This window comes from Tsukamurella sp. USMM236, from assembly GCF_037148755.1.
Classification (GTDB): domain Bacteria; phylum Actinomycetota; class Actinomycetes; order Mycobacteriales; family Mycobacteriaceae; genus Tsukamurella.
On record NZ_JBBCSS010000003.1, the window covers coordinates 343,939 to 369,613 of the forward strand.

Below are 25,675 nucleotides of genomic sequence, written 5' to 3' on the forward strand. Positions count from 1 at the left end.
CGGCGAAACATCGCGCACCAGGGGTTGCTCATCGTAAACTCGCCGCATGGGGATGCGATGGACGGTCCGGGCGCTCGCTGCTACGACGGCCGCGGTCGCCTGCGCGAGCACGGTCACGGCGCTCGGCACCGCGGGAACCGCCTGCGCGTGCAGTTGTGCGCCGCCGCGGGTGATGCCGAATCCCGTCGTGATCGAGGGCGTCGTCCGGTCCGGCCGCGAGGTCCCGCGTGATAGGGAACAGTGGGCCGACGGCCTCGTCTACACCGTCGCGGTGACCCGGATCCTCGGGAACACCGGGGCGCCGGCCCCACGCACCGTCACCGTCGGGGTCCCCGCACGGCTCGGCGCGTCCTGCGGCCTGAACTACCGCGACGGAGCGAAGGTCCGGCTACTGGTCACCAAGAGCCGCACCGGCGCCGCGTCGTGGTCGACCGACCTCTGCACGAACCTCGCCGTCTCCAAGGTCGACGTGGCCCGGTTGCCCGTCGCCGTGCCGGCGTGATGCGCGCCGCCTCGGCCCCTCGGCGGCGGAGGCGAGCAGTCCGAGGGCGAACGCCGCGGTGCACAGCGCGGCGAGGTAGGCGATGGCACCGTCGGGCGACCAGGGCGGCGCGAAGATCAGCTCCTGCCCGCTCGCGTACACGGCGTTGAGGAAGGTCATGTACCGCGGGGCGTTTGCCGCGCCGGGGACCAGCGCGATACCGGGCTCGATGATCTCCGCCCACCCGACAACGGCGACCAGGGCCGCGACCGGGTGCCGGAGCAGGAGCGCGACGCCGATCGCCGCGCCGCACAACAGGAACGCCGTGACTCCGCCGACCACGACCATCCGCGCGCCCGCGCCGCTCACCAGCCGCACGTCGCCGTAGACGCGGGGGAAGACGAGGGGCAGTGCGGCGAGCGCGATCGCGGTGAGGCCCGAGGTCGCGGCCGCGGCGAAGCCGCCGAAGACCAGCCACCGGGCCGCGGCGCCCACTGCCGGGTTCGGGACCAGGAAGCGGTCCCATTCCCGGCGCGCCGAGCCCGCCGCCGCGTACGTCGTCACCGCGCAGCACGCCACCGGCGTCAGCGACAGCACCCAGTAGGCGGCGTTCGTCGTCGCCACCGCCGTCACCTGGGCGGACGACGCGAGCCGCGCGACGTGCTCGGACAGCGCCGCCACTGCGAGCGTCACCACCGCGGGGGCCACGATCGCGAGGGCGAGCAGCGCCGCGGACGCGCCGCGCCGACCGCCGATGCGGATCGCCTCCGCGCGGACCGCACGCACGACGCCCGTCACGGCGCCCCGCCGATCGCGCGCAGATACGCGGTCTCGAGGGCGGCGCCGTCGGCGAAGTCCGACGGGAGGTGCTCCCCGACGATCCGTCCGCCCGCGAGCACCGCGAGCCGGTCGCCGGTGCGGAGCGCCTCGTCGAGGTGATGCGTCGCGACGAGGACGCTCGCGCCGCGGGCGGCGAGGTCGGCGAGCACGCCGCGGAACCACAGCGCCGCGTCGATGTCGAGGCCGTTGAGCGGCTCGTCGAAGATGACGGTGCCCGCGTCGGGGAGCAGGGCCGCGGCGACCGCGACGCGTTGCCGCCACCCGAGGGAGAGGGTGCCGATCCGGGTCCCGGCCACCCCGTCGAGGCCGGCGTCGCCGATCACGGCGTCCACGCGCGACCGCGGGCAGCCCGAGCCCGCGGCGACCCAGCGCAGGTGGCGGCGCACGGTGTGCCCGGGGTCGGCCGTGTCCGGGCCCAGGTGCAGGCCGATGTCACCGCCCGGGTCGACGGTGCCGGCACTGGGCCGGACCAGCCCGGCGACGGCGCGGAGCAGCGTCGACTTGCCTGCGCCGTTGCGTCCCAGCAGGTAGGTCACGGCACCGTCGGGGATGGTGAGCGTGACGCCCCGCAGGACCGGGCGTCGGGAGCGGTGCACCCGCAGGTCCTGGACCGAGATCATCAGGCGTTGCAGAAGATGGGCAGGCCGACGGCCTTGACGCCCTCGCACATCGAGCTCGAGGCGAGCTTCCAGTTGCCGCCCTCGCGGACGAAGTCGACCTTCATCCGGACGGTGGGGATGCCGACCGAGCTCGCCGTCAGGTTGCCGGTGACCCGGTTGCCGTTGCGGGCCAGCGGGCCCGTCACTTCGCTGGAGCCGCGCGGCGCGCGGAACAGGCCCAGGGTGTAGACGGTGCGGGGCACGACGACCGAGGACATGCCGCCCTCGACGTTGGCGGCCTTGTCGGCGTCGCTGGCGGGCGTGGTCACGATGAATTGCACCAGGTCGTTCAGCTCGGCCGCGGTGGGGCTCTCCGAGGTGACGCGGAATCCGGCGCCGGGAGCGGCGAGGGCGGGCGCGGCGGGCGCGAGCGCGCTGAGGGCCACGAGCGTGGCGGTGGCGACGGTGCGCGGGCGGATGGTCGGCATCGGTTCCTCTCTCACCGGGCGACGGTCGCCCGGATAAAAAGGAGTCTGACTCATTCAAATAATTTAGGCAAGGCTCGCCTTGTGGAGATGTCGATCACACGGTGCGAGCCGCCATCGGGGCCAGGCGGACGCCGATCGCGCAGTCGCCGTGGGGATCCGGCTGCACACGCACCGCGTACTGCGAGCCCAGCGAGGGCGAGGCGATCGCCAGGGCCTGCTCGACGGCGCCGCGGACCACGCCGCGCGCGACCTCGGGTGAGCCGCTCGCCAGGCTCTGCAGCGGGCATGCGCAGATCCGCAGTGTGTGCGTGCCGAACGCGCTGGTCGTGGACTCGATCTCGAAGCCGAGGGCGCGCAGGATCGCACCCGCGACGGCCGCGGGGTCCGGCAGGCCGTCGGACGGCGCGGCCACGGCGCGCGACGAGGCCCACAGCCGGCCGGCATCGGCCGCCGCCCGCTCGCGCAGCTCGGGCGTGGGCCCGAGTTGCGCGAGGAGCAGTCCGAGCAGCTCGCCCGTGGGTGCCTGCGGGCGCGCGGTGTAGGTCACCCGCGGCCGGCCGACGGTGCGCCGCTTGTCCGGCGCGGTATCGACCAGGCCGGACTCCACCAGGTTGGTCAGGTGGAACCGGGCCGTGCTCACGTGGACGTCCAGTGCCTCCGCGACCTCCGGGGCGGTCAGCGGACCCCGTGTGCGCACGAGCGTCAACACCCCGTCGCGTCCCGCCGACTCCATGCGCATGACCTCCCGGACCGTCTCGCCCGGGGCCCGGGCGCTCACCCCACCAGTATGAGGGTGACGTCGGCGTCGGTGACGGCGGTGAGGGAGTGCGGGACGCGCTCGTCGATCTGGACCGCCCGCCCGGACTCCAGAGCGACCATGTCGCCGTCGATCTCGACGGTGACGGTGCCGCGTTGCCCGAGGAGCACGATCGGCCGGGGCGCGCTGTGCCCGGGCATGCTCTGGCCTGCGGAGAAGGTGATCTGGATGATGCGTGCGGCGTCGGTGCGCTGCCGCAGCCTCACGTCGGGGGCGCCGCCGGCCTTCGGGGTTCCCGTCGCCAGCCCGTCGACCTCGGCCCAGCCCGCGCTCACGCCTCCGCCCGCTTCACGGCGACGATCTCGATCGCGGCCAGGTTGGCCTTGTGCCGGGTGAACACCGTGCGCATCGCGAGAATGCGCTTGCGTGCCTCACCGTCGCGCAGGACGTTGCCCACGAACCGCAGGGTCCGTACGACGCCCTCGTCGGCGATCACGCGCCGGGGCTCGAGGAGTGCCATCGGCGCGAACCGGACGACCTCGACGTCGAATCCGGAGCGGTCGAGCGTCGCCCGCCACTCGTCCTCGGTGAGCGGCCGCGCGTTCACCTTGATCGAACGCGCGAGGGCCTTGCGGATCTCCGTCTTGGTCTCGTCCGGCAATGTGTCGGGGTGCAGCGCGAGCTCGTGGATCGCGTAGCGGCCGCCGGGGCGGAGTACGCGGTGCGCCTCGTCGGCGATCTCCTTCTTCCCGCGCTCGGTCTGCATCGTCAGCATCGCTTCGCCGATCACGACGTCGGCGCTGCCCGCATCCAGGCCGGTGGCCTGGGCCTCCGCGACGACGACGCGCCCTTCGGCGCCCCCGCAGCGCCGGTCCAGTCCGCGGCGGCCGGGTCGGATTCGACACCGACGTACGACGCGGGGGAGCGGCCCACGATCTCGGCGGCGGTCTTGCCCAGGCCGGGGGCGAGTTCGACCACGTCGGCGCCCCGCAGGCCCGCGTCGGTGAGCAGGTCCTCGGTCATCCTCCGCCCGCCGGGCCGGAGCACCCGCTTCCCGAGGCGCGCGAGCAGCCAGTGGCCGGGCAGGTCCTCGGTCCTGCGGGCGTGCAGCGGGAGTTCGTTGGTGGGTTCGGGCATCGCGCTCCGCCTCTCTCGATATTTACCGGAGAGTATTGCACTAAATAGGCGAGCCTTGCCAATACTGTCTCAGCGGCGCCGGTCGATCTCCGCGACGACGGCATCCTGCCCGCGCGCGACGGCGTGCTGGCGCGCGGTGACGCCCTGCCGGTCCGCGAGGTCCGGGCGGGCCCCGGCGTCGAGGACGAGGCGGACAGTCTCGACGTGGTTCGCGTCGCCGTTGCCCAGGATCACCGCCTCCAGCAGGCAGGTCCAGCCCGAGTTGTTGACGTGGTCCACGTCGACCCCGGCGGCGATCAGTAGCTTCACGTTCTCGACGTGCCCGTGCTCGCACGCCGGGATCAGCGCCGTCCCGCGGTAGCGGTTGAGGCTGCGCACGTCCGCGCCGTGCCGCAGCGTCGACGCGAGGATCTCGGTCATCCCCTCCGCGCCCGCGTAGAGGTACGCGGAGTCCTGGATGTCGTCCTTGGCGTTCGGGTCCGCGCCCGCGTCGAGCAGGGCCAGCGCGATCTGCGTGTGCCCGGCCTTCGTCGCCGCCACCACCGCCGTCCGGGCGCGGGTGATGCGCACCTCCAGGTCGGCGCCGTCGGCGATGGCGGCGCGGGTGCCGGCGAGGTCACCGTCGGTGACCGCGCGCACGAGGGCCCGGGTCGCCTCCGGGGTCGGGGCGGGGCGCACCGTCGACGACGGTGCCGCGATCGGGCCCGACGGGGCCGCCGACGTGCTCGAGGGAGCAGGCGGGAGCTGTTCGACCGAGCAGCCGGCGAGCAGCGCCGCGGCGGCGATGGCGGCGAGGCGCCTCACGCGTCGACGCCCGCGGCGCGGGCGTGCAGGGCGCGCACCTCGTCGGCGAGGGAGGGCTCCGGGCCGGAGACCGGCACCGTCGGCGCGACGGTGTGGATCGGCAGCGGCGCGACCGGCGCCGGGGCGACGCCCCACTCCGCGTGCCAGGCGACCAGCTGCTCCGTGCTCCCCGCGTAGACGATGCGGCCCAGCCCGACCCAGGCGTGCGCGGCGCTGCACATCGCGCAGTGCTCGCCCGACGTGTACGTCACGGACTCGGCGCGCTCCGCCGGGGTCAGGTGCTCCACGGCCCAGCGGGCGATCTCGAACTCGGGGTGCCGCGTCGCGTCGCCGTCCGACACCCGATTGCGGTCCTCGAAGACGATCGCGCCGGCGTGCACGAGCAGCGAACCGAAGGGCTCGTCACCGTCGTCGAGGGCGGCGCGGGCGAGGTCGACGCAGCGGCGCAGATACGGCAGATCGGCGGCGCTGGGCGCGGTGACGGTCATCGCTCGACCGTAGCCCGCGGCGCCGGACTTGACCCTCCCCTCGGGGGGAGACCCCATACTCGACCCGTGACCACACCGGGCCTCATGTCGATCGGGATGTTCTCGCGCGCAACCCTGCTCTCCGTCAAGCAGCTGCGGCGCTATCACGAGCAGGGCGTGCTGGTGCCCGCCGCGATCGACCCCACGACGGGCTACCGGCACTACGACGCGGCGCAGGTGCACGATGCCGCGGTGCTCACCCGGCTCCGCGACCTCGACGTGCCGCTCGCGGCCGTCGCGCGGGTGCTGGAGGCGCGCGACCCCGACGTGACCCGCGAGATCCTCGCCGAGCACGAGGCGACGCTGCGCGAGCGTCGCGCCGATCTGGAACGGGCCATCGTCGCGCTGCAGGATGCGACGGCCCCGGTCGCGCACACGCCGACCCACCTGCGCGAGTTCGAGGCGATCGACGTGCTGGAGATCGCGGGCACCGTCGAGCACGCGCGCCTCCCCGAGTTCCTCGACGCCGCCTACTCCGAGCTCGAGGCATGCGCGGCGGCGTCGGGCCTGACGGTGACCGGGCCCTCGCTCGCCGAGTACCCGTCGCAGGTCGCCGAGGTGGAGCAGGTGGCGGCGCTGATCCCCGTTTCCGGCCCCGGCGCCGTGACCGGGCGGGTGCGCAACCGCCGGCTCGGCCGCGCGCTCTGCGCCGTCGCCGTGCACCACGGCTCGTACTCGACGTTCGACGAGACCTACGGCCAGCTCGGCGCGTGGGTGGCCCGCAACGCCACCGACGCGGGCGGCGCCGTCATCGAGCGCTACCTCGTGGACCCCTGCGCGGCCGCGACCCCCGCGGACCTGCGCACCGAGATCTGGTGGCCCGTCGAGGCCACCGCGACGAAGGAGAACTGACATGGCCCTCACACTGCAGATGATCAACGTCGACTGCGCCGACGTCGCCGGACAAGCGAGCTTCTGGTCGCAGGTGCTCGGCGTGCCCGTCGACGAGAACGACGGCAACGCCTTCATGCGCACCATCGGCTACGCGAATCCCGCTCTGCCGCGGATGATGTTCCTCGCGGTGCCCGAGGGCAAGACCGCGAAGAACCGCCTGCACCTGGACCTCGTGGCGGACGACCGCGCGGCGGAGGTCGCGCGCGTCGAGGCGCTCGGCGCGACGACGGTGCGCGAGCACGACGAGTGGGGCATCCAGTGGACGGTGCTGCAGGACCCCGAGGGCAACGAGTTCTGCATCGCCTACGCCGGCGGGCACTGAGCCCGGCCAACGCCCCGTCTCAGGCCGCCTGGTCGGCGAACTGGGTGCGGTAGAGCTCCGCGTAGCGCCCGCCGCGCGCGAGCAGGGTCTCGTGCGTCCCGCGCTCGACGATGCGTCCGGCCTCCAGCACCAGGATCTGGTCGGCCGCGCGGATTGTGGAGAGACGGTGCGCGATCACGAGCGAGGTGCGGTCGGCCAGGGCCTCCGCCAGCGCGGCCTGCACGGCGGCCTCGGACGTCGAATCCAGGTGCGCCGTAGCCTCGTCGAGGATGACGACCGAGGGCTGCGCGAGCAGCAGCCGCGCGATGGTGAGGCGCTGGCGCTCGCCGCCGGAGAGGCGGTAGCCGCGCTCGCCGACGACGGTGTCCAGGCCGTCGGGCAGGTGCTCGACCAACTCCTCGAGGCGGGCGCGCCGTAGCGCGTCCCGGACGTCGGCCTCGGTCGCGTCCGGGTTCGCGAGCAGCAGGTTCGCGCGGATGGTGTCGTGGAAGAGATGGCCGTCCTGCGTCACCAGGCCGACGGCGGAGTGCAGGCTCCGGGCCGTGATCTCGCGCAGGTCCACGCCGTTCAGGCTGATCGCGCCCGCGTCCGGATCGTAGAGACGGGTGGCGAGCTGCGCGATCGTCGACTTGCCGGCGCCGGAGCTGCCGACCAGCGCGACCATCGAGCCCGGCGCCGCGGTGAACTCGATACCGTGCAGCACCGTCTCGCCGCCGCGGGTGTCGAGCTGCGCGACCTCCTCCAGCGACGCCAGCGAGACCTTCTCCGCCGAGGGGTAGGCGAAGTCGACGCCGTCGAACCGGAGCTCGGTGGGGCCCTTGGCGATGTCGCGCGCGTCCGGCGCGTCGCGCACCATCGGCTCCAGGTCCAGCACCTCGAAGACCCGCTCGAACGAGACCAGAGCGGTCATCACCTCGACCCGGGCGTTCGCGAGCGCGGTGAGCGGCACGTAGAGACGGGTGAGCAGCAGCGCGAGGGACACCACCGCTCCCGCCTGCAGGTCGCCGCGGATCGCGTAGAAGCCGCCGAGGCCGTAGACGAGCGCCAGGGCCAGCGAGCTGACCAGCGTCAGGATCGTCACGAAGGTCATGCGCCACATCGCCGTGCTCACGCCGATGTCGCGGACCGCCGCGGCGCGGGTCGCGAAGGCGTGCGATTCGATCGCGGGGCGTCCGTACAGCTTCACCAGGGTGGCGCCGGGCGCGGAGAAGCGCTCCGTCATCTGATCGCTCATGGACGCGTTGTGCCGGGCCGCGCGGCGCGACATGCCGGCGATCCTGCGGCCCATGCTGCGCGACGGGATGATGAAGACCGGCAGCAGCACCAGCGCGAGCAGCGTGATCTGCCAGGAGATGCTGAGCATCACGCCCAGCGTGAGCGCCAGCGTCACGACGTTGGTCACGACGCCGGCGAGGGTGTCGGAGAAGGCGCGCTGCGCGCCGAGCACGTCGTTGTTGAGGCGGCTGACCAGCGCGCCCGTGCGGGTGCGGGTGAAGAAGGCCACCGGCATCGTCTGGACGTGGTCGAAGACCGCGGTGCGCAGCTGGTAGATCAGGCCCTCGCCGATGCGGGAGGAGAACCAGCGGGAGAGCAGGTCCACCCCGGCTCCCACGATCGCGATGGCGGCGATGAGCAGCGCGATCTGAACGACGGTGCTGGTCGGCCCGCCGCCGACGATCCGGTCGACCACCCTGCCGGCGAGCAGGGGAGTGGCCACCGCGAGCAGCGCGGAGAAGACCGACAGGGCGAGGAACGCGGCGAGCCGCCAGCGGTGCGGGCGGGCGAACGGGCCCATGCGGCGCATCGTCTCGATGGGGCGGCGCGTGGGGGCGTCCAGCGACCGATTCCCTTGATACAGCGTGCTCCACGCGACGGATTCCATGCTCATGCATTGAAGCCTAGGACCTCAAGTTACGTTGATGTCCAGTCCGTTCGCCCTGGGCGAAGAGCAGGCCCTCGTCGAAGGTCGCCGGACGGTGGAGACTGGGCCCATGGGGAGCCTCGTCTGGGATCAGCATGCCTGCCTGCCGCTCGTCGTGGGCACCGGGGTCGAACCGCTCACCCGGCTCGCGTCGCCCGCCCCGACGTTCGTCTCCGTCAACGCGGGGTACCGGCCGCAGTCGTTCGCCGATTCGACGGCGCTGCTCACCTCCTTCCGCGCCTCGATCGCGGCGCATCCCGGTCTGCGCACGGTCGGCACCGTCGATGAGCTGCGGGCCGCGACCGCGTCGGGGCAGGTGGCAGTCGCCTTCGACCTCGAGGACGCCAATCCGCTCGACGGCGACCTCGACAACCTCGCCCGGCTCGCCGAGCTGGGCGTGCACACCGTCGCCCCGACCTACAACCACGCGAACCGGGCCGGCTCGGGCTGCCTCGACGCGACCGACGCGGGGCTCACCCGCTGGGGCCGGGACCTGGTCGCCCGCATGAACGAGGTGGGCGTCGTCCCCGACGGCTCGCACTGCGGCCGCCGGACGGGCCTCGACATCGCGGCGTCGTCGTCGGGTCCCGTCGTGTACAGCCACTCGTGCATGGCCGCGGTGTGGGAGCACCCGCGCAACATCACCGACGATCAGGCAAGGGCGTGTGCCGAGACGGGCGGCGTCGTCGGCATCACCGGCGTCGGGATCTTCCTGGGGCCGAACACGCCGACCCTCGAGGCGATGGCCCGCCACCTGGAGTACGCGGTCGAACTCGTGGGGATCGAGCACGTCGGGGTCAGCACGGACCACTCCTTCGACGCCGACGACTTCCTCGCGGAGATCGCGGCCAATCCCGAGGTCTTCGACGAGTCGTACACGCGCTGGGGGCCGATCCAGTGGATGCCGCCGGAGGACTTCGTGCGGCTCGAGGCCTTCCTCGCGGGCCGGGGCTGGTCACCGTCGGACATCGCGGCGGTGACGGGCGGCAATTTCCTGCGCGTCGCGGAGCGGGTCTGGGCGCGCCGATGACGCCCAGCGCTTGACAACCCTCGATCTTTACTTGAGTCTCAGTAGTCACAACAGTCACGTCAGCCCCACGGGCTCGTGGCCGACGACTGAAGGAGACCCGAGGATGCCCGTGTGGATCGACGGCGGCCCCCGGCGATCGCGGCGCAGCCGTGCCGCCCGTGCCGCGCTCCTCGCGGCGGTGCCCGTCCTGGCCATCGGCGGAGTTCTCGCGGGGACGGGCGCGCTGCCCGAGACGACACTCGTCGACGCCCCGGGCGACGTCGCGCCGGGTGCATCCGGCGGGCACGGCCGCGGCATGAGCCAGCTCGGCGCGCTCACCTACGCCAAACAGGGATGGGACGCGCAGCGGATCCTCGCCTACTACTACCCCGGCACCACGCTGGGCACCGTCCACACCGGCCTCCCCGTCACCGTCCGGCTGAGCGAGCGCAACCGCGTCGACGTGCTCGCGCCCGCGGGCGCCCTCGTCGGGGGCAAGCAGGTCGCGCCGGGCCAGGCTGTCAGCATCGACGGGACCACCGCCACGATCCGGCAGGGCTGCGGCGGGCAGGTGCTCGGCACCGTCGAGGCCGCGGACCGCACCATCAGCCCGCTGACCGCCGACCAGGGCATCGCCCCCGACCAGGTGCTGCGCTTCTGCGGCGACAACGCCCGGTACCGCGGGCGGCTCGTCGCCCGCGACGGCGCCGTGCTCAATGTGGTCGGCATCGAGGACTACGTGCGCAGCGTGGTCCCCGTCGAGAACTCGCCCGGCTGGGCCGATCAGGGCGGCGTCGCCGCGCTGCAGGCGCAGGCCATCGCGGCGCGCTCCTACGTCCTGGTCCGCGGCGCGGAGCGCGGCGAGACCTTCGACGACACCCAGGCCTCCCAGGTGTACGGCGGCGTCGACAAGGAGGACCCGCGCACCGACGCCGTCATCGTCAGCACGTACGGCCTCGTCATGGCCAAGGACGGCCGCGTCTTCGAGACCGAGTACGGCGCCTCCCGCGCCGACGACCCCGCCTCCCGGTAGCCGGACGAACGTCGCTGCCGTCGGCGAAGTCCCAGGTCGCCGCACACAGTGACGGTGTCCGATCGGACGCAGTAGTGTGAGTCGCATGGCGAAGTTGCAGCTGGGGTACAAGGCATCGGCGGAGCAGTTCGGGCCCCGCGAATTGGTGGAGATCGCGGTCGCGGCGGAGGCCGCGGGCATGGACTCGGTCGCGGTGAGCGATCACTTCCAGCCCTGGCGCGTGAACGGCGGCCACGCCCCGTTCTCCCTCGCCTGGATGGCCGCCGTCGGCGAGCGCACCGAGCGCGTGAAGATCGGCACGTCGGTCATGACGCCCACCTTCCGCTACAACCCCGCGGTCATCGCGCAGGCCTTCGCGAGCATGGCGTGCATGTACCCCGACCGCATCTTCCTCGGCGCCGGTACGGGTGAGGCGCTCAACGAGTACGCCACCGGCTTCCAGGGCGAGTGGCCCGAGTTCAAGGAGCGCTTCGCGCGGCTGCGGGAGTCCGTGCGGCTCATGCGCGAGCTGTGGTCCGGCGAGATCACGAACTTCGAGGGCGACTACTACCACACCAAGGACGCCGTCCTCTTCGACATTCCGGACAAGCCCGTGCCGGTGTACATCGCCGCCGGCGGCCCCGTCGTGGCCAAGTACGCGGGCCGCGTGGGCGACGGGATGATCTGCACCTCCGGCAAGGGCATGGAGCTCTACACCGACAAGCTCATCCCCGCCGCCAAGGAGGGCTCGGACCTCGCCGGCCGCGACTTCGACGCGCTGGACAAGATGATCGAGATCAAGATCAGCTACGACCCGGATCCCGAACTGGCGCTGGAGAACACGCGCTTCTGGGCGCCGCTCTCGCTCACCGCGGAGCAGAAGCACTCGGTGAACTCGAGCGCCGAGATGGAGCGCCTCGCCGACGAGCTGCCCATCGAGCAGGTCGCCAAGCGGTGGATCGTCGCCTCCGACCCCGACGAGGCCGTCGCGGCCGTGAAGCAGTACGTCGACGCGGGGCTCAACCACCTCGTCTTCCACGCGCCCGGCCACGACCAGCGCCGGTTCCTGGACAACTTCCAGCGCGATCTCGAGCCCCGCCTGCGTTCGCTCGGCTGAGCCGCGGCTGCGATAGTAAATCCCATGGCCGCGGATCGAGCACCGAAGACGACCAGCATCTACATCGCCTCCCCCGAGGGGGACACCGGCAAGTCCACCATCGCGTTGGGCGCGATGAACCTCCTCACGTCCACCGGGTGGACGATCGGCGTGTTCCGGCCGATCCCCCGCTCGACGGGCGAGCAGCGCGACTACATCCTGGAGCTGCTCATCGAGCAGGCCACGGCCGAGCTGGACTACGAGGAGTGCGTCGGCGTCAGCTACGAGCAGGTGCACGAGGACCCGGACGCCGCGATCGCCGAGATCGTGAGCCGGTTCCACGCCGTCGCCGACAAGTGCGACTTCGTGCTGGTCCTCGGCTCCGACTACACGGACGTGACCACGCCGACGGAGCTCTCCTTCAACGCGCGGATCGCCGCCAACCTGGGCTCGTCGATCCTGCTCGCGGTCAAGGCGCTCGACCGCACGCCGGAGCAGGTGGTCGCCGTCGCCGAGCAGTCGATGGCCGAGATCAAGGCCAATCACGCGCACACCGCGTCGATCATCGCGAACCGGTGCGCGCCGGAGCAGCTCGAGGCGGTGTGCGAGGCGCTCAAGGCCGACACCGGCCTGCCCGTCTGGGTGCTGCCCGAGGAGCCCGTGCTCACCGCGCCCACCATGGGCGAGCTGATGGAGGCCATGGGCGGCCGGCTGCTCTGGGGCGACCCCGAGCTGCTCTCCCGCGAGGCGATGTCCGTGCTGGTCGCGGGCATGACCGCCGAGCACAGCCTGGAGCGGATCACCGAGGGCGTCGCCGTGGTCGCCGCGGGCGACCGGTCGGAGGTGCTGCTCGCCATGGTGACCGCGCACCGGGCCAACGGCTTCCCGTCGCTGGCCGGGATCATCCTCAACGGCGGGTACATGCCGCACCCGATGACCGCGGCTCTGGTCGACGGCCTCAAGCCCAACGTGCCGATCATCTCCGTCGAGCACGGCACGTACGAGACCGCCCGGCTCGCGGCGACGACCCGCGGCCGCGTCGGCCCCGGCTCCGAGCGCAAGGTGGACCTCGCGATCGCGCTCACCGAGAAGTACGTGGTCTCGGACGCGCTGCTGGAGGCCCTGCAGGTCTCCAACCCGGGCGTCGTGACCCCGCAGATGTTCGAGTACAGCCTCATCGCCCGGGCCCGCGCCGACCGCAAGCGCATCGTGCTGCCCGAGGGCGGCGACGACCGCATCCTGCGCGCCGCCGGCCGGCTGTTGCAGCGCGAGGTGGCCGACCTGACCATCCTCGGCCAGGAGTCCCGCGTGCGGGCCCGCGCCGCCGAGCTGGGCGTCGATCTCGGGAACACCGACGTGATCGACCCCAAACGCGCGACCGACCTCGTCGACAAGTTCGCGCAGGCCTATTGCGAGCTGCGCAAGCACAAGGGCATGACGCTCGAGCGCGCCGCCGAGACAGTGGTGGACGTCAGCTACTTCGGCACGATGATGGTGCACCTCGGCATGGCCGACGGCATGGTCTCCGGCGCCGCGCACACGACAGCGCACACCATCCGGCCGTCCTTCGAGATCATCAAGACCAAGCCGGGCGTCTCGACGGTGTCGTCGATCTTCCTGATGTGCCTGGCGGACAAGGTTCTCGCCTACGGCGACTGCGCCGTGGTGCCCGATCCGACCGAGACGCAGCTGGCCGACATCGCGATCTCGTCGGCACAGACCGCCGCCCAGTTCGGGATCGACCCGCGGATCGCGATGCTGTCCTACTCGACGGGCGAGTCCGGCACCGGCGCCGACGTCGACAAGGTGCGCGCCGCCACCGCCTTCGTCCGCGAGCGCGCCCCGGAACTGTTGGTGGAGGGCCCGATCCAGTACGACGCGGCCGTCGACCCCGGCGTCGCGGCGTCGAAGATGCCCGACTCCGCCGTCGCGGGCAGGGCGACGGTGCTCGTCTTCCCCGACCTCAACACGGGCAACAACACCTACAAAGCCGTGCAGCGCTCCGCCGGCGCCATCGCGATCGGCCCCGTGCTGCAGGGCCTCAACGCCCCGATCAACGACCTCTCTCGCGGCGCGCTGGTCGAGGACATCGTCAACACCGTCGCCATCACCGCGATCCAGGCCCAGGCCTTCGCCGCGGACCGGAGCGCCCGATGAGCGCCGTCGCGGGGACGGTCCTGGTCCTCAACTCCGGCTCGTCGTCGCTGAAGTACCAACTGCTGCACCCGGACACGGGCGAGGTGGTGCACGGCGGCATCGTCGAGCGGATCGGCGAGAGCGATGTGCCCGACCACAAGGCCGCGCTGCGCCGGGTCTTCGAGGAGTTCACCGCGCGCGGCCTCGACCTCGCCGACGGTGCCGGCACCCCGGCGGGCATCGCCGCCGTCGGCCACCGGGTGGTGCACGGCGGCCGCTCCTTCCACTCGCCCACGCTCATCGACGACCACGTGCTCGCCGAGATCCGCAGGCTCAGTTCGCTGGCGCCCCTGCACAACCCGGCGAACGCGCAGGGCATCGAGGTGGCGCGCGAGCTGCTGCCCGGGGTGAAGCAGGTGGCGGTCTTCGACACCGCCTTCTTCTACGATCTCCCGCCCGCGGCGGCCACCTACGCGATCGACCGCGAGCTCGCGGCCGAGCACGCGTTGCGCCGCTACGGATTCCACGGCACCTCGCACGAGTACGTCTCGCAGCAGGCCGCGGCGTTCCTGGGCCGCCCGAACGCCGAGGTGGACCAGATCGTGCTGCACCTGGGCAACGGCGCCTCCGCCTCGGCCGTCCGCGGCGGCCGCGCCGTCGACACGTCGATGGGCCTGACCCCGCTCGAGGGCCTCGTCATGGGCACCCGCAGCGGCGACGTCGACCCGGGCCTGGTGCTGCACCTCGGGCGCAACATCGGCATGAGCATCGACGAGATCGACGACCTGCTCAACCGCCGCTCGGGGCTCAAGGGCCTCGCCGGGGAGAACGACTTCCGCGCGCTGGGCACCCTCATCGAGCAGGGCGACGAGCACGCGAAACTCGCCTACGACGTGTACATCCACCGCCTCCGCCGGTACATCGGCGCCTACCTCGTCGACCTCGGCGGGGCCGACGCCATCACCTTCACCGCCGGGGTCGGCGAGAACGCCGCGCAGGTCCGCGCCGACGCCCTCGCGGGGCTGGAGCGGTTCGGCATCGTCGTCGATCCCGCGCGCAACGCCGGCCGCATCACCGAGCCCACCCGGATCTCGCCGGACGAGGCACCCGTGGCCGTGCTCGTGATCCCGACCAACGAGGAACTCGCGATCGCCCGCGAAGCAGCGGCACTCTGATGCCCCTCGGGCGCGCGGTGGGGATCGAGGGCGACGGGGCCGACTACGGCTCGCCGCTCCTCGGCACCCGCACCGACGGCGCCCGACGGCGCAGGACCCGCACCGTCGCGCTGATCGCCGCGAGCAGCTCCGTCGCGACACTCGTCGGCGGCGGCTTCGCGGCCATGCTGATCGTGGTGGGCATCCCCGAGCCCTCCGTGCAGCGGCCCGAGCTGCACACCGTGAACACCGTGGCGGTGCCCTCGTACATCGCGGCGGGCCTCGTCGTGGGCCACCTGTACACCTTCTGGCTGGTCTACCGCTCGCTGCGATGGACCGGCGGCGACGACCCGCCGACGCAGCAGGAGGCCGCCGACGCCCTGGCCCTGCCGCGCCGGCTCTACTGGTTCGAGATGGTGGCGTGGCTGTGCGCCGCGATCCTGTTCGGCTGGCTCTACGGCCGCGTCGACCCGGACCTGGTGCCGAAGGTCTCCCTGGTGGTGCTCGGCGCCGGTCTGATGACCTCGGGCGTGGTGCGGGTCCTGACGGAGTTCAGCATGCGGCCCGTCACGGCGATCGCGCTGCAGGTCACCCGGCCCGAGCCGCGGCACCAGAGCCTGCAGGGCCGGTCGCTGCGGCTGTGGCTGCTGGGTTCCGGGCTGCCCTTCCTCGGCGTCATCACCGTGGCTCTGTTCGCGCTCTTCGAGCCGGCCGCCACCGTACGCGGCATCGCGGTGAGCATGTGCGCCCTCGCCGCCGGCGGCTTCTTCTCCGGCATGACCTTCAATCTGCTCTCGTCGTCGCGCACATCCGCGCCCGTGAAGAGCGTGACCACCGGCATGCGCCGGGTGTCCGAGGGCCGGTACGACACCGAGGTCGTGGTCTACGACGGCACCTCGCTGGGCGATCTGCAATCGGGCTTCAACGCCATGGCCGCGGGGCTCCGCGAGCGGGAGCGGGTGCGGGACCTCTACGCCCGGCAGGTCGGCGAGCAGGTCGCCCGCGCCACCATCGAGAGCGAACCCGAGCTGGGCGGCGTCGAGCAGACCGTCGCGGTGATCTTCATCGATCTTGTCGGCTCCACGGCGCTGGCCGCCGAGCGCCCCGCCGCGCAGGTGGTCCAGATCCTCAACCGGTTCTGCGGGGTCGTCGTCGCGGAGGTCAACAGCCGCGGCGGGCTGGTCAACAAGTTCGAGGGCGACGCGGTGCTCGCGATCTTCGGCGCGCCCGCCCCGCTGACCGATCCGGCCGGCGCCGCGCTCTCGGCGTCGCGGGCGATGATGCGGCGCCTCGCCCTGGAGGTGCCGGAGGTCCGCGCCGGCTGCGGTGTGACCTTCGGCGTCGTCGTCGCCGGCTACGTCGGCGCGGCGGATCGGTTCGAGTACACCGTGATCGGCGACCCGGTCAACGAGGCCGCCCGGCTGTCGACCTACGCCAAGGCGGACCCGACGGTGCCGTGGGCCTCGGCCCCGGCGGTCGAGACCGCCGACCCGGGGGAGTGCGCGCGGTGGCGGCCCGGGCCCATCGACGTGCTGCGGGGGCGTACCCAGGAGACCCGGATGTACGTCGCGAAGCGCTGACGCGACTCGTCGGGTCGCTGACCCGCCCGACGGTGGCGGTCAGGCGAAGGCGGGAAGCCGCGGCGGCAGCTGCTGCAGCACCCACTCGATGGTCACCGGGTTGGGCATCGACATGGCGTTCCCGATGGTGCGGTCGATGGTGGTGACCCGGTTCTCGCGGCTGACGGCGAGGGCGCGGAAGGCGGTGTCCTCCTCGACCTTGGTGCCGTAGTCCAGGTAGACGAGCGCGTCGAGGTCGAGGACGCTCACCCGCTCCGCGGAGATCTCGGCGAAGAACTTGCCGGTGGGGATCAGTGAGGAGACGGTCTCGGGCAGCGCGAAGCCGAGCATGGTGAGCACCTGCCCGCGGCCGTCGGTGGTGGCGTAGGCGTAGAAGCCCCCGTCGGACTTGGGCAGGACGGTGGCCGCCGTCTTTCCCCGGTACTGCGGGTGCTGCTCCTGGGTGCGGCGGATCGTGTCCTGCGTCTTGGTGATCAACGCATCGCCCTGCGCCGCGCGGCCGACGCCGCCGGCGATGGCGCGGACCTGGTCCTCCCAGGGCACGCCCCACGCGGCGAACTGCGCGGGCCGCCGGATCACGGGCGCGATCGCCTCGAGCCGGGAGAACGTGGCGTCGTCGAAACCGGAGTTCACGGCGACGATCACGTCGGGCTTCGAGGCGGCGAGCGTCTCGATGGCCTTGGTGTCCATCTGCGTGCCGGTGCCCAGCAGCATCTGCGGGTTCTTGCCCTGCAGCAGCGGCTTCGCCCACTCACCGACCGGTTCCTTGGCGTCCTGCGCCCACGGCGCGACGATCACGGGCAACACGCCGAGCGCGAGGAGCGTGTCCACGTCGCCCAGGCCCAGCGAGGCGACCCGCTGGGGCGCGGCCGGCGCCTCGCTCGTCGAGCTCGGGTCGACCCCCGACCCGCACGCCGCGAGGGCGAGCGAGAGCAGGACCGCGAGCATTGCCGAGACCAGACGCATACCGCCCCTTCCTTGGAATGAAGGGCAGCCTATCATTACGGTTGTGACCCTATCTGCGACTGAGGAGGCCCCCGCCGGGGGCACGCCCGCGCGGCCGGAGGCGACCTCCGGCGCCGCCCGGCGCAAGCGCCGTCTGTTCGGGCTGATCCTGCTGCTCGTGCTGCTGGTGGTGACGGTGATCGCCTCGCTGGCGATCGGTTCCCGGAGCCTCGCGCCGTCGCTCGTGTGGGACGGCCTGTGGCACCGCTACACCACGGGGCCGAACCCCGCGGACCCCGAGCTGAACCAGGCGGCGATCATCATCCAGACGCTGCGCGTGCCCCGCACCCTGCTGGCGCTCATCGCCGGCGCGGCGCTGGCGCTCGCGGGCGCGTTGATCCAGGGGCACACCCGCAACCCCGTCGCCGATCCCGGCTTCCTCGGTCTCACGCAGGGCGCCGCCTTCGCCGTCGTCTGCGCGACGTTCATCGGCGGCCTCACCCAGCCGATCCAGTACGTGTGGTTCGCCTTCCTCGGCACCGCGCTCACCGCGATCCTCGTCTTCGGGCTCTCCAGCCTGGGGCGCGGCGTCGGCTCGCCGCTGACCCTGGTGCTGGCCGGCATGGGCGTCGCGATGTTCCTCAGCTCGATGACCTCGGCGATCGCGCTCAGCGACAACGCCTCGCTCGACACCCTCCGGTTCTGGAACGCCGGCGCCGTCGTCGGCCGCGGCTACGACGTCATCCTCGTGGTCGTGCCGTTCATCGCCGTCGGGCTGCTCCTCGCCCTGGCCAACGGCCCTGCGGTCAACCTGCTCAACATGGGCGACGACGTCGCGAAGGGCCTGGGCCTGAACATCGGCCTGGCGCGCACCGTCGGCATCGGCGCCGTGACCCTGCTCGTCGGCGGCGCGACCGCCGCCTGCGGCAGCATCTCCTTCCTCGGGCTGATGGTGCCGCACATCGTGCGCTACTTCACCGGCCCCGACTACCGCTGGCTGCTGCCCTACTCGGCGCTGATGGGCGCCTGGCTGCTGCTGGCGGCCGACATCGTGGGCCGCGTGGTCGCCCGGCCGGGCGAGCTCGAGGTCGGCATCGTCGTGGCGCTCTTCGGCGCGCCCTTCTTCGTGGCTCTCGTCTGGTGGCGGAAGGCGGTCAAGGTATGAGCACCACCCTCGACACGGTCGACGAGCAGAAGAAGCCGCCGATCCGGCCCGGCCTGCGGTTCGGGAACGTCGTCTCCTTCGTGTGGCGGCCCTGGCCCGTCGCCGTCACTCTGGCCCTCGCCCTGGTGGCGTTCGTCGCCTTCTGCGCGAGTATCCGCCTCGGTGCCTTTCCGATGACCTTCGGCGAGGTCCTGCAGGCGCTGACCGGCACCGGCGATTCGACGACGCACTTCATCGTCATGGAGCTGCGCATGCCGCGGGCGCTCGTCGGGCTCCTCGTCGGCGCGGCCCTCGGCATGTCCGGCGCCATCGTCCAGTCGATCGCGCGGAACCCGCTGGCCAGCCCCGACATCCTCGGCGTGACCGCCGGCGCCGGCGTGGCCGCGGTCTTCCTGGTCACCTCCACCGGCACCCTCGCCGCCACCCTCAACACCGACTTCGGGCTCCCCGTCGTCGCGGTCACCGGCGGCCTGCTGACCGGCGGGTTGGTCTACCTCCTCGCCGTCCGGGGCGGCGTCGACGGTATGCGGCTCATCCTCGTCGGCATCGCGATCACCTTCCTCATGCGCGCGCTCGTCGACTGGATGCTGGTGCGCGCCGACATCCGCGACGTGGCGCGCGCGCAGACCTGGCTCGTCGGCTCGCTCGAGAGCCGCGACTGGTCGGACGTGTGGACCGCGCTCGGCCTCGGCCTGCCCGCCGCTCTGCTGGCGCTCGCCGCAGCCTTCCCGCTGCGCGCCGTCCAGCTCGGCGACGACGTGGCGCTCGGCCTCGGCGTCCGCCTGGGCCGCAACCGCGCAGTGCTGCTCATCGCGTCCGTGCTGCTCGCCTCCGCGGGCGTCGCCGCAGCCGGCCCGATCGGCTTCATCGCTTTCGTCTCGCCGCAGTTGGCGATGCGCCTGACCCGACTGCCCACGCCGCCGCTGATCCCGTCGGCGCTCATGGGCGCGGCGCTGCTGTCGTGCGCCGACCTCGCCGCCCGCACGATGTTCTCCGTCGCGCTGCCCGTGGGCATCATCACCGCCGCCGTGGGCGGCCCGTTCCTCGTCTATCTCCTCGTCCGCCAGAACCTCAAGGGGGCCAAGTGACCACCACAGAAACCGCGACGACGGCACCGTCGCGCCTCGGCGCCCGCAAGGTCACCTCCGGCTACGGGCAGGTGACGGTCCTCGACGACCTGGACCTCGACATCCCGTCCGGCGTGGTCACCACGATCATCGGCCCCAACGGCTGCGGCAAGTCGACGCTGCTGCGCACCCTGGCCCGGCTGATCAAGCCCTCGTCCGGGCACGTGGTGCTCGACGGGAACGACATCGCCAAGCTCAAGTCGAAGCAGATCGCCACCACCATGGGCCTGCTGCCGCAGAGCCCCCTCGCGCCCGAGGGGCTCACCGTCGGCGACCTCGTCGCCCGCGGCCGGCACCCGCACCAGTCCTGGCTGCGGCAGTGGAGCTCCGACGACGCAGAGGTGGTCGACGCCGCGCTCGAGCAGACCGGCGTCCGCGACCTCGCGGATCGCGCCGTCGACTCCCTCTCCGGCGGCCAGCGGCAGCGGGTGTGGATCTCCATGACCCTCGCGCAGGGCACCGACCTGCTGCTCCTCGACGAGCCCACCACCTACCTCGACCTCTCGCACGCCCTCGACGTGCTGGACCTCGTCGACGAGCTCAGCAGCCAGGGGCGGACCGTCGTCATGGTGCTGCACGACCTGAACCTCGCCATCCGGTACAGCGACAACATCATCGCCATGAAGGACGGTGCCGTGGTCGCCCAGGGCGCGCCGGCGGACGTCATCAGCGAGGAGATGCTCCGCGAGACCTTCGGACTCCACTCCAAGGTGATCGACGATCCCGTCGCTCCCGGCCGGCCCTGCATCGTGCCGATCGGCACCCGCCGCACCGGCGAGGCGTAGCGGGGCGCCCGGCACCGTCGGGGCGCCTTCCCTAGCGGGACGTGAATCGCCCTCGCGCGCCGTGCATTCCCCATGTTCATGGACATAGGGAGGTGGCCGCCCCGCTAGGGAGCGCGCGAGCGCAGCGAGCGGGCGCGCCTCAGAACAAGGTGCGCGGGCGGATCGCGTTCGCCAGGTCGACCAGTGCGTGCCGCTGCCGCTTGCGTTCGGCGAGCGCCGCGATGTCGCGCAGCGACTTCTCCGTCGCCTTGCGCAGGCCGCGCTCCGTGAGCGCGTGGTCGAGCAGGGTGCGGGTGCCGTCCAGCCGGCCGTGCTGGTTGCGGTGTTGCACCCAGCCGAGGGCCACGCCGAGGACCAGGGCGCGCAGCTGCAGCCGGCGGAACTCGGACTTGGGCAGGGTTCGCACGCGCCGCGCCGCCTCGTGCAGCTGCGCCTCCGTGACGTCGGCCAGGTCGCGGCCGTGCACCAGCGCGACCACAGACGAGCACAGCGCGTTGTGATAGTGCCGGCTGGTCGACGGCACCTGGTCGAGGATCTCGACGGTGCCCACGATGTCGCCCGCCGCGCGCCTCATCCGGGCGGCGCCGAACGCCGCCGAGATGATGCCGCGGTCGGTGCGCCACACGTTCTCGTACCGGCATCGCGCCCGGTCCAGCCAGCCCTCGGGGTCGGATTCGCCGGAGACGTAGCAGAACTCGGCGGCCACGGCGGCGGCCAGCTTGGGGGCCGCCTCGCCGGGCGCCTGGTCGGTCACCGTCTCGAAGTAGTCGTAGGCGGCCGCGTAGTCGCCCTGCATGAGGGCCGTCTCGGCGCGGTACCAGGTCACCTGCCAGCGGTGCGGCTCGCGCGAGGCGAGCGAGTCGAGCAGCGTCGTCGCCGCGTCCACCTCGCCCAGCTCCAGGTGCGCGCGGGCCTCCGCGAGATCGATCTCGACGGTGCCCGCCATCGCCTCCCGCAGCTCGGCGAGCGAGTCGAGGATCTGCGTGGGGTCGCTGCGCATGGTCAGCGCGAGTACGCCGGCCGCGGGGTCGGCCGGGTTCGCGATCGGGATCGGCAGCGCCGCCAGGACTTCCGGTGCCCGCAGCCGGTCGTCGTGGACCTCCGGGTCGGGATCGACCGCCCGCAGCATCAGCTCGACGCCGAAGGTGGAGCGCTGCGGCGTGAAGACCACTGAGAGGCCGGGACGCGGCTCACCGGACTTGGTGGACAGGCACTCCCGGAGCACGCCGAGCAACTGATCGGTGAGCTCCGCCGCCGAGGAGAAGCGTTCGTCCGGGTCCTCCGCCGTGGCCTTCACCAGCAGCCGGTACAGCGAGTTGTACTTCGCGAGCGTGTCGTCCTCGGTGGGGGAGGGCAGACCGTCGACGTACCGGCCCCCCTCCATCGGCACCTTGGCGACCAGGACCGCGAGGGTGCGGCCCACCGTGTAGACGTCCGAGGCCACCGACGGCCCCGTCTTCGCGATCTCCGGCGCCTGGAAACCCGGTGTGCCGTAGATGTATCCGTAGCCGCCGAGCGGGGCGACGGCGCCCAGGTCGATGAGCTTGACGTCCTCCTCGCTGATCATGATGTTGTCGGGCTTGAGGTCGTTGTAGGCCAGGCCCAGGCTGTGCAGGTAGCCGAGGGCGGGCAGCACCTCGAGGATGTAGGCGATCGCCTGCTCGACCTCCACCTTGGCGCCCGCGTCGGCGTCGTCCGCGGCCTCGGCGAGGATGTCCTTGACCGTCTTCCCCGGGACGTACTCCATGACGATGTAGCCGATCTGGGTGCCGTCCGGATCGGGGTGCTCGACGAAGTTGTAGATCTTGACGATGGACGGGTGCGTCATCTCGGCGAGGAACCGTCGCTCCGAGACGGCGACGGCCTGCGCCTGGGCGTCGCCCGAGTTGAGCAGGCCCTTGAGCACCACGGGCCGGTCCACCACGTTGAGGTCGGTGGCCAGGTAGATCCAGCCCATGCCGCCGTGCGCGATCGCGCCCTTGATCTCGTACTGGTCGGCGACGATGTCGCCGGGCTTCAGCGCCGGCTCGAAGGAGAACCGGGCGCCGCAGTGCGGGCACGAGCCGATGAGCTGGCCGGGCTCGCCGTCGTGCGCGCGGCCGACGGGCTTGCGGCAGTTCCAGCAGTACCGCTTGCCCTCCGCGATGATCGGGTTGGTGCGGATCGCCTCCGACGGGTCGACCTCGGTGATCCGAGGGATCTCGACGAGGCCGCCGCCCACGCGCCGCCGCGCCGCGACACGGGTGGTGCTCGCGGTCCGCACGGGACCGTTGCCGAACCGCGGCGTGGCCTCGGTCGCCACGGCGGGGGCGGGCGGCGGCACCGTCGTCACCTGGGTGCCGACGGGCGGCGGCTCGGTGTCGTCGAACAGGTCCACCATCGGCGCGCCGACGGTGCCCTGCTCGGGCTCCTCGTCGTCGTCGAAGGAGACGGCCTGGGCCTGCGTGTGTTCCTCGACGTCGTCAGTCATCGTGCATCACCCCTCGTACCTCGCCGCCGGCGCCGACCAGACCTGGCCGAGCGACGGCGCGAACCACTGGTTGTACAGGCGCATCCACGTCCCGTCGAAGGCCATCCGCAGCAGCACCCCATTGATGAAACGCACGAGGTCGGTCCGGTTCTTCCCGACGCCGACCGCGTAATACTCGAGCCCCATCGACGGCCCGGTGATGGTGAGGTTCGGGTCCTGGTCCTCGAGCCCGGCGAGGATCGCGTCGTCGGTGGAGATCGCGTCCACCTGCGACTGCTGCAGCATCACGAGGCAGTCCGACCAGGAGTCCACCGCGACGACGGAGGCGCTCGGCACCAGCCGGCGCACCCGGTCGAGCGAGGTGGTGCCCCGCACCTCGCACACCCGCCGGCCGGAGAGGTCGCCGACGGTGTTGATCGGCGCGCCCCGCGGCGCGAGGATGCGCTGCTGCGCGATGAAGTAGGTGGCGGAGAAGGCCACCGACTTCGCCCGCTCGCAGGTGGCCGACATCGTCTTGACCACCACGTCGACGGTGCCCTCCTCGAGCGCCTTCTGCCGCTCGGCGGTGGAGAGGATCCGGAAGTGGATGCGGTCGGGGTCGCCGAAGATCGCGGCGGCGATCTGGTGCGCGACGTCGGCGTCGAAGCCCTTGATCTCGCCCGTGATGGGGTCGCGGAAGGAGAGCAGGTTCGACCCGATGTCGATGCCCACCACGAGGCGGCCGCGGTCCTGGATGTCGGCCATCGTCGTGCCCGGCACCATCTGCCCCGGCGCGGGCAGGCCCGACGGGGACGGCGTGGCTGTGCACATCGACACCTCCGACGGGATAGGCGCGTCGGTCGGGACGAGGGAGCCGGAGCCGGGCACCGGCTGGACGACGCCGGTCACCGCGTCGCCGGGGGCCTCGGGGGCGGCGACGACGCAGCCCGTCGACGCCAGCGCGACGGTCAGCGCGAGGGCGATCCCCTGCAGTGTGCGGCGCATCATCGGTACTCCCTGACTCGGGGGTAGAAGCCCGCGGCGACCCCGGCGGCCGCGAGCACGCAGAGGATGAACGCGCCCGGGCCGGAGAAGGCGATCGCGAAGCGGGCGGTGTTGACGTTGTCGCGGTACAGGGTGCGGGCCCGGTCGATCGCCGCCGTGAGGTGCCCGTCGAGGGAGCGGTAGGCGACGGCCGCGGAGCCGGGGTCGGTGCCGATGGCCAGCCGCGTCGCACCCAGGTAGTCGCCCGTCGCCTCGCGCGCGGCGATCTGCTGGTGCGCGGTGACCCAGCGCTGCGCGTCGGCCCGCGCCGCCTCGACCGCGGCGGCGATCTGCGGGTCGGAGTCGCCGACGGACTCGAGGTCCTTCTCCGCGCTCTGCAGCGTCTCGGCGAACGCCGACGCGGGCACGCCGCGGCCGGCGCCGCGCTGCACCAGCCCCATCGTCTCCATGGATCGGGCCTTCTGCGTCAGGGTGCGGGCCTGCGAGAGCGCGTCGACCGCGGCGGTCCCGCGCTGCTCGGCGCGCAGGGAGTAGGTCGACGAGGTGAAGCCCGCGACCACCACCCAGGTCATCGCGATCGTCAGCGCCGCGGCCGCGACGACCAGGCCCCGGTTGACCCGGCGCTGCGTGCGCCGCGCGAGATACTGGTGGGTGAGCAGCACCGACGCCAGCGCGATGCCGAGCACCCCGTAGATCGCCCATGGCGGCGAGGCGAACTGATCGTGCGTGCGGCGCAGGTTCTCGGTCTCCTCGCGGTAGAAGCTCTCCGCCGCGGGCAGCAGGGTGTCCTGCATCAGGGTGGACGCGGTCGCCAGATAGGCGGCCGCCACCGAGTTGTCGAGCCGGTTGTTCGTGCGCGCCGTCTCGACCAACCCGGTGTACACGGGCAGGTTCATCGCGATGGTGTCGAGGTTGTCGTGGGCGCGACCGTCGTCGGCGGGAAGGCTCGTCGCGGAGGTGATGAGCGCCTTCCCCGCCGTGGCGAGGGCGACGCTGTAGCTGCCCTGGATCTCGTCGGACGGGAGGCCGCCCGCGACGAAGGCGGCGTTGGCGGACTCGTTGGCCGCCGACAGCGAGCTGTAGAGCACCTGCGCCGCGTGCGCGCGGGGCTCGTAGTCGGCCAGGTTCTGCTGCAGCACCTCGGTGCGGGAGAGCTGCGCCGCGGAGGTGAACCAGCCGGCGAACAAGCACATCGTGATGAGCACGAGCGCCATGGAGACGAGCTTGCCCGGGCTGGAGGTGAAGAACTCCCGCAGTTCCGCGAATACCGAGGATTCCGGGAAGGATCGGAGGCGCAGGGACGACAGCTGCCGATTCTTCGACGCCTGGGCTGTCACCGTCTGCTCCTTCCCTGAGAGCCACCCTTCGGCCGGGGTCGGGCCACTGCGAACTTCGTGCCTTCGACCCTATCGCGCGACCCCCTCCCGAAGACGGGATGACGC

25 protein-coding genes and 1 pseudogene are annotated in these 25,675 nt (G+C 72.4%); 12 read left to right on the top strand and 14 right to left on the bottom strand.

Going from position 1 to position 25,675, the window contains the following annotated elements; all coding sequences use genetic code 11:
- Positions 1-46 precede the first annotated feature (46 nt).
- Complete coding sequence (locus tag WFK95_RS12720) at positions 47-502, top strand: hypothetical protein (RefSeq protein ID WP_336670942.1); 456 nt, start codon at positions 47-49, stop codon at positions 500-502.
- On the opposite strand, the gene WFK95_RS12725 is transcribed toward WFK95_RS12720, so the two are convergent.
- The 9 genes from WFK95_RS12725 to WFK95_RS12765 all read right to left on the bottom strand — a co-directional run bounded on the left by WFK95_RS12725 (position 389) and on the right by WFK95_RS12765 (position 5,594).
- Positions 389-1,279, bottom strand: coding sequence for an ABC transporter permease (locus tag WFK95_RS12725; RefSeq protein ID WP_336670943.1), 891 nt, complete (start codon positions 1,277-1,279; stop codon positions 389-391). The genes WFK95_RS12720 and WFK95_RS12725 overlap by 114 nt on opposite strands.
- Complete coding sequence (locus tag WFK95_RS12730) at positions 1,276-1,941, bottom strand: ABC transporter ATP-binding protein (protein ID WP_336670944.1); 666 nt, start codon at positions 1,939-1,941, stop codon at positions 1,276-1,278. Before WFK95_RS12730 ends, WFK95_RS12725 begins: the two co-directional genes overlap by 4 nt.
- On the bottom strand, positions 1,941-2,408 hold the full coding sequence (locus tag WFK95_RS12735; RefSeq protein WP_224645304.1) for a hypothetical protein: 468 nt from the start codon (positions 2,406-2,408) through the stop codon (positions 1,941-1,943). Before WFK95_RS12735 ends, WFK95_RS12730 begins: the two co-directional genes overlap by 1 nt.
- Before the next feature lie 94 nt (positions 2,409-2,502).
- Entirely contained in the window at positions 2,503-3,186 is a 684-nt protein-coding gene (locus tag WFK95_RS12740) for a helix-turn-helix domain-containing protein (protein WP_336670945.1), read from the bottom strand.
- Positions 3,183-3,500: a cupin domain-containing protein gene (locus WFK95_RS12745; RefSeq protein WP_336670946.1), complete on the bottom strand. Its 318-nt coding sequence runs from the start codon at positions 3,498-3,500 to the stop codon at positions 3,183-3,185. Before WFK95_RS12745 ends, WFK95_RS12740 begins: the two co-directional genes overlap by 4 nt.
- Positions 3,497-4,063, bottom strand: a complete 567-nt coding sequence (locus tag WFK95_RS12750) for a methyltransferase domain-containing protein (protein WP_336671061.1) — start codon at positions 4,061-4,063, stop codon at positions 3,497-3,499. Before WFK95_RS12750 ends, WFK95_RS12745 begins: the two co-directional genes overlap by 4 nt.
- Positions 3,952-4,302, bottom strand: a complete 351-nt coding sequence (locus tag WFK95_RS12755; protein ID WP_336670947.1) for a hypothetical protein — start codon at positions 4,300-4,302, stop codon at positions 3,952-3,954. Before WFK95_RS12755 ends, WFK95_RS12750 begins: the two co-directional genes overlap by 112 nt.
- A 69-nt stretch (positions 4,303-4,371) precedes the next feature.
- Positions 4,372-5,106: an ankyrin repeat domain-containing protein gene (locus tag WFK95_RS12760; protein ID WP_336670948.1), complete on the bottom strand. Its 735-nt coding sequence runs from the start codon at positions 5,104-5,106 to the stop codon at positions 4,372-4,374.
- A complete protein-coding gene (locus WFK95_RS12765; protein WP_336670949.1) occupies positions 5,103-5,594 on the bottom strand; it encodes a nucleoside deaminase in 492 nt (163 codons plus the stop codon). The genes WFK95_RS12760 and WFK95_RS12765 overlap by 4 nt, the downstream gene beginning before the upstream one ends.
- Positions 5,595-5,660: 66 nt before the next feature.
- Between WFK95_RS12765 and WFK95_RS12770 the strand changes: the two genes are divergently transcribed.
- Together WFK95_RS12770 and WFK95_RS12775 are read left to right on the top strand one after the other, a co-directional pair.
- Complete coding sequence (locus WFK95_RS12770; protein WP_224645299.1) at positions 5,661-6,485, top strand: MerR family transcriptional regulator; 825 nt, start codon at positions 5,661-5,663, stop codon at positions 6,483-6,485.
- Position 6,486: 1 nt separating this feature from the next.
- Positions 6,487-6,849, top strand: coding sequence for a VOC family protein (locus WFK95_RS12775; protein WP_224645298.1), 363 nt, complete (start codon positions 6,487-6,489; stop codon positions 6,847-6,849).
- A 19-nt stretch (positions 6,850-6,868) separates the two neighbouring features.
- Here the strand turns inward: WFK95_RS12775 and WFK95_RS12780 are convergent, their stop codons facing one another.
- Positions 6,869-8,737: an ABC transporter ATP-binding protein gene (locus tag WFK95_RS12780; RefSeq protein ID WP_336670950.1), complete on the bottom strand. Its 1,869-nt coding sequence runs from the start codon at positions 8,735-8,737 to the stop codon at positions 6,869-6,871.
- Between the two features lie 103 nt (positions 8,738-8,840).
- Here WFK95_RS12780 and WFK95_RS12785 point away from each other — a divergent pair, with 103 nt between their 5' ends.
- The 6 genes from WFK95_RS12785 to WFK95_RS12810 all read left to right on the top strand — a co-directional run bounded on the left by WFK95_RS12785 (position 8,841) and on the right by WFK95_RS12810 (position 16,757).
- Positions 8,841-9,800: a dipeptidase gene (locus tag WFK95_RS12785; protein WP_336671062.1), complete on the top strand. Its 960-nt coding sequence runs from the start codon at positions 8,841-8,843 to the stop codon at positions 9,798-9,800.
- A gap of 103 nt (positions 9,801-9,903) precedes the next feature.
- Positions 9,904-10,812: a SpoIID/LytB domain-containing protein gene (locus WFK95_RS12790; protein ID WP_336670951.1), complete on the top strand. Its 909-nt coding sequence runs from the start codon at positions 9,904-9,906 to the stop codon at positions 10,810-10,812.
- An 85-nt stretch (positions 10,813-10,897) separates the two neighbouring features.
- The gene (gene fgd, locus WFK95_RS12795; protein ID WP_224645294.1) at positions 10,898-11,908 is read left to right on the top strand and encodes a glucose-6-phosphate dehydrogenase (coenzyme-F420); all 1,011 of its coding nucleotides are present in this window, start codon (positions 10,898-10,900) and stop codon (positions 11,906-11,908) included.
- Positions 11,909-11,932: 24 nt separating this feature from the next.
- On the top strand, positions 11,933-14,044 hold the full coding sequence (pta, locus tag WFK95_RS12800; protein ID WP_336670952.1) for a phosphate acetyltransferase: 2,112 nt from the start codon (positions 11,933-11,935) through the stop codon (positions 14,042-14,044).
- Complete coding sequence (locus WFK95_RS12805) at positions 14,041-15,198, top strand: acetate kinase (protein WP_336670953.1); 1,158 nt, start codon at positions 14,041-14,043, stop codon at positions 15,196-15,198. The genes pta and WFK95_RS12805 overlap by 4 nt, the downstream gene beginning before the upstream one ends.
- Positions 15,198-16,757 carry an adenylate/guanylate cyclase domain-containing protein gene (locus WFK95_RS12810; RefSeq protein ID WP_336670954.1) on the top strand — a complete coding sequence of 520 codons (1,560 nt, stop codon included), beginning with the start codon at positions 15,198-15,200 and terminating at the stop codon, positions 16,755-16,757. Before WFK95_RS12805 ends, WFK95_RS12810 begins: the two co-directional genes overlap by 1 nt.
- Before the next feature lie 39 nt (positions 16,758-16,796).
- Here WFK95_RS12810 and WFK95_RS12815 read toward each other — a convergent pair whose 3' ends face one another.
- Positions 16,797-17,723, bottom strand: coding sequence for an ABC transporter substrate-binding protein (locus WFK95_RS12815; RefSeq protein WP_336670955.1), 927 nt, complete (start codon positions 17,721-17,723; stop codon positions 16,797-16,799).
- A gap of 43 nt (positions 17,724-17,766) precedes the next feature.
- On the opposite strand from WFK95_RS12815, the gene WFK95_RS12820 reads away from it, so the two are divergent.
- The 3 genes and pseudogenes from WFK95_RS12820 (at position 17,767) to WFK95_RS12830 (ending at position 20,814) form a co-directional block, all read left to right on the top strand.
- On the top strand, positions 17,767-18,867 hold the full coding sequence (locus WFK95_RS12820) for a FecCD family ABC transporter permease (RefSeq protein ID WP_224645289.1): 1,101 nt from the start codon (positions 17,767-17,769) through the stop codon (positions 18,865-18,867).
- The gene (locus WFK95_RS12825) at positions 18,864-19,955 is read left to right on the top strand and encodes a FecCD family ABC transporter permease (RefSeq protein ID WP_224645288.1); all 1,092 of its coding nucleotides are present in this window, start codon (positions 18,864-18,866) and stop codon (positions 19,953-19,955) included. Before WFK95_RS12820 ends, WFK95_RS12825 begins: the two co-directional genes overlap by 4 nt.
- Positions 19,952-20,814, top strand: a pseudogene (locus tag WFK95_RS12830) (ABC transporter ATP-binding protein). Before WFK95_RS12825 ends, WFK95_RS12830 begins: the two are co-directional and overlap by 4 nt.
- 104 nt (positions 20,815-20,918) lie before the next feature.
- Here the strand turns inward: WFK95_RS12830 and WFK95_RS12835 are convergent.
- Genes WFK95_RS12835 through WFK95_RS12845 form a run of 3 tightly spaced genes read right to left on the bottom strand, consistent with a single transcriptional unit; the run spans position 20,919 to position 25,570 of the window.
- Positions 20,919-23,249: a serine/threonine-protein kinase gene (locus WFK95_RS12835; RefSeq protein WP_336670957.1), complete on the bottom strand. Its 2,331-nt coding sequence runs from the start codon at positions 23,247-23,249 to the stop codon at positions 20,919-20,921.
- A gap of 6 nt (positions 23,250-23,255) precedes the next feature.
- Positions 23,256-24,236, bottom strand: a complete 981-nt coding sequence (locus WFK95_RS12840; protein ID WP_336670958.1) for a glutamate ABC transporter substrate-binding protein — start codon at positions 24,234-24,236, stop codon at positions 23,256-23,258.
- Positions 24,233-25,570 carry a hypothetical protein gene (locus WFK95_RS12845; RefSeq protein ID WP_224645284.1) on the bottom strand — a complete coding sequence of 446 codons (1,338 nt, stop codon included), beginning with the start codon at positions 25,568-25,570 and terminating at the stop codon, positions 24,233-24,235. Before WFK95_RS12845 ends, WFK95_RS12840 begins: the two co-directional genes overlap by 4 nt.
- Positions 25,571-25,675 lie beyond the last annotated feature (105 nt).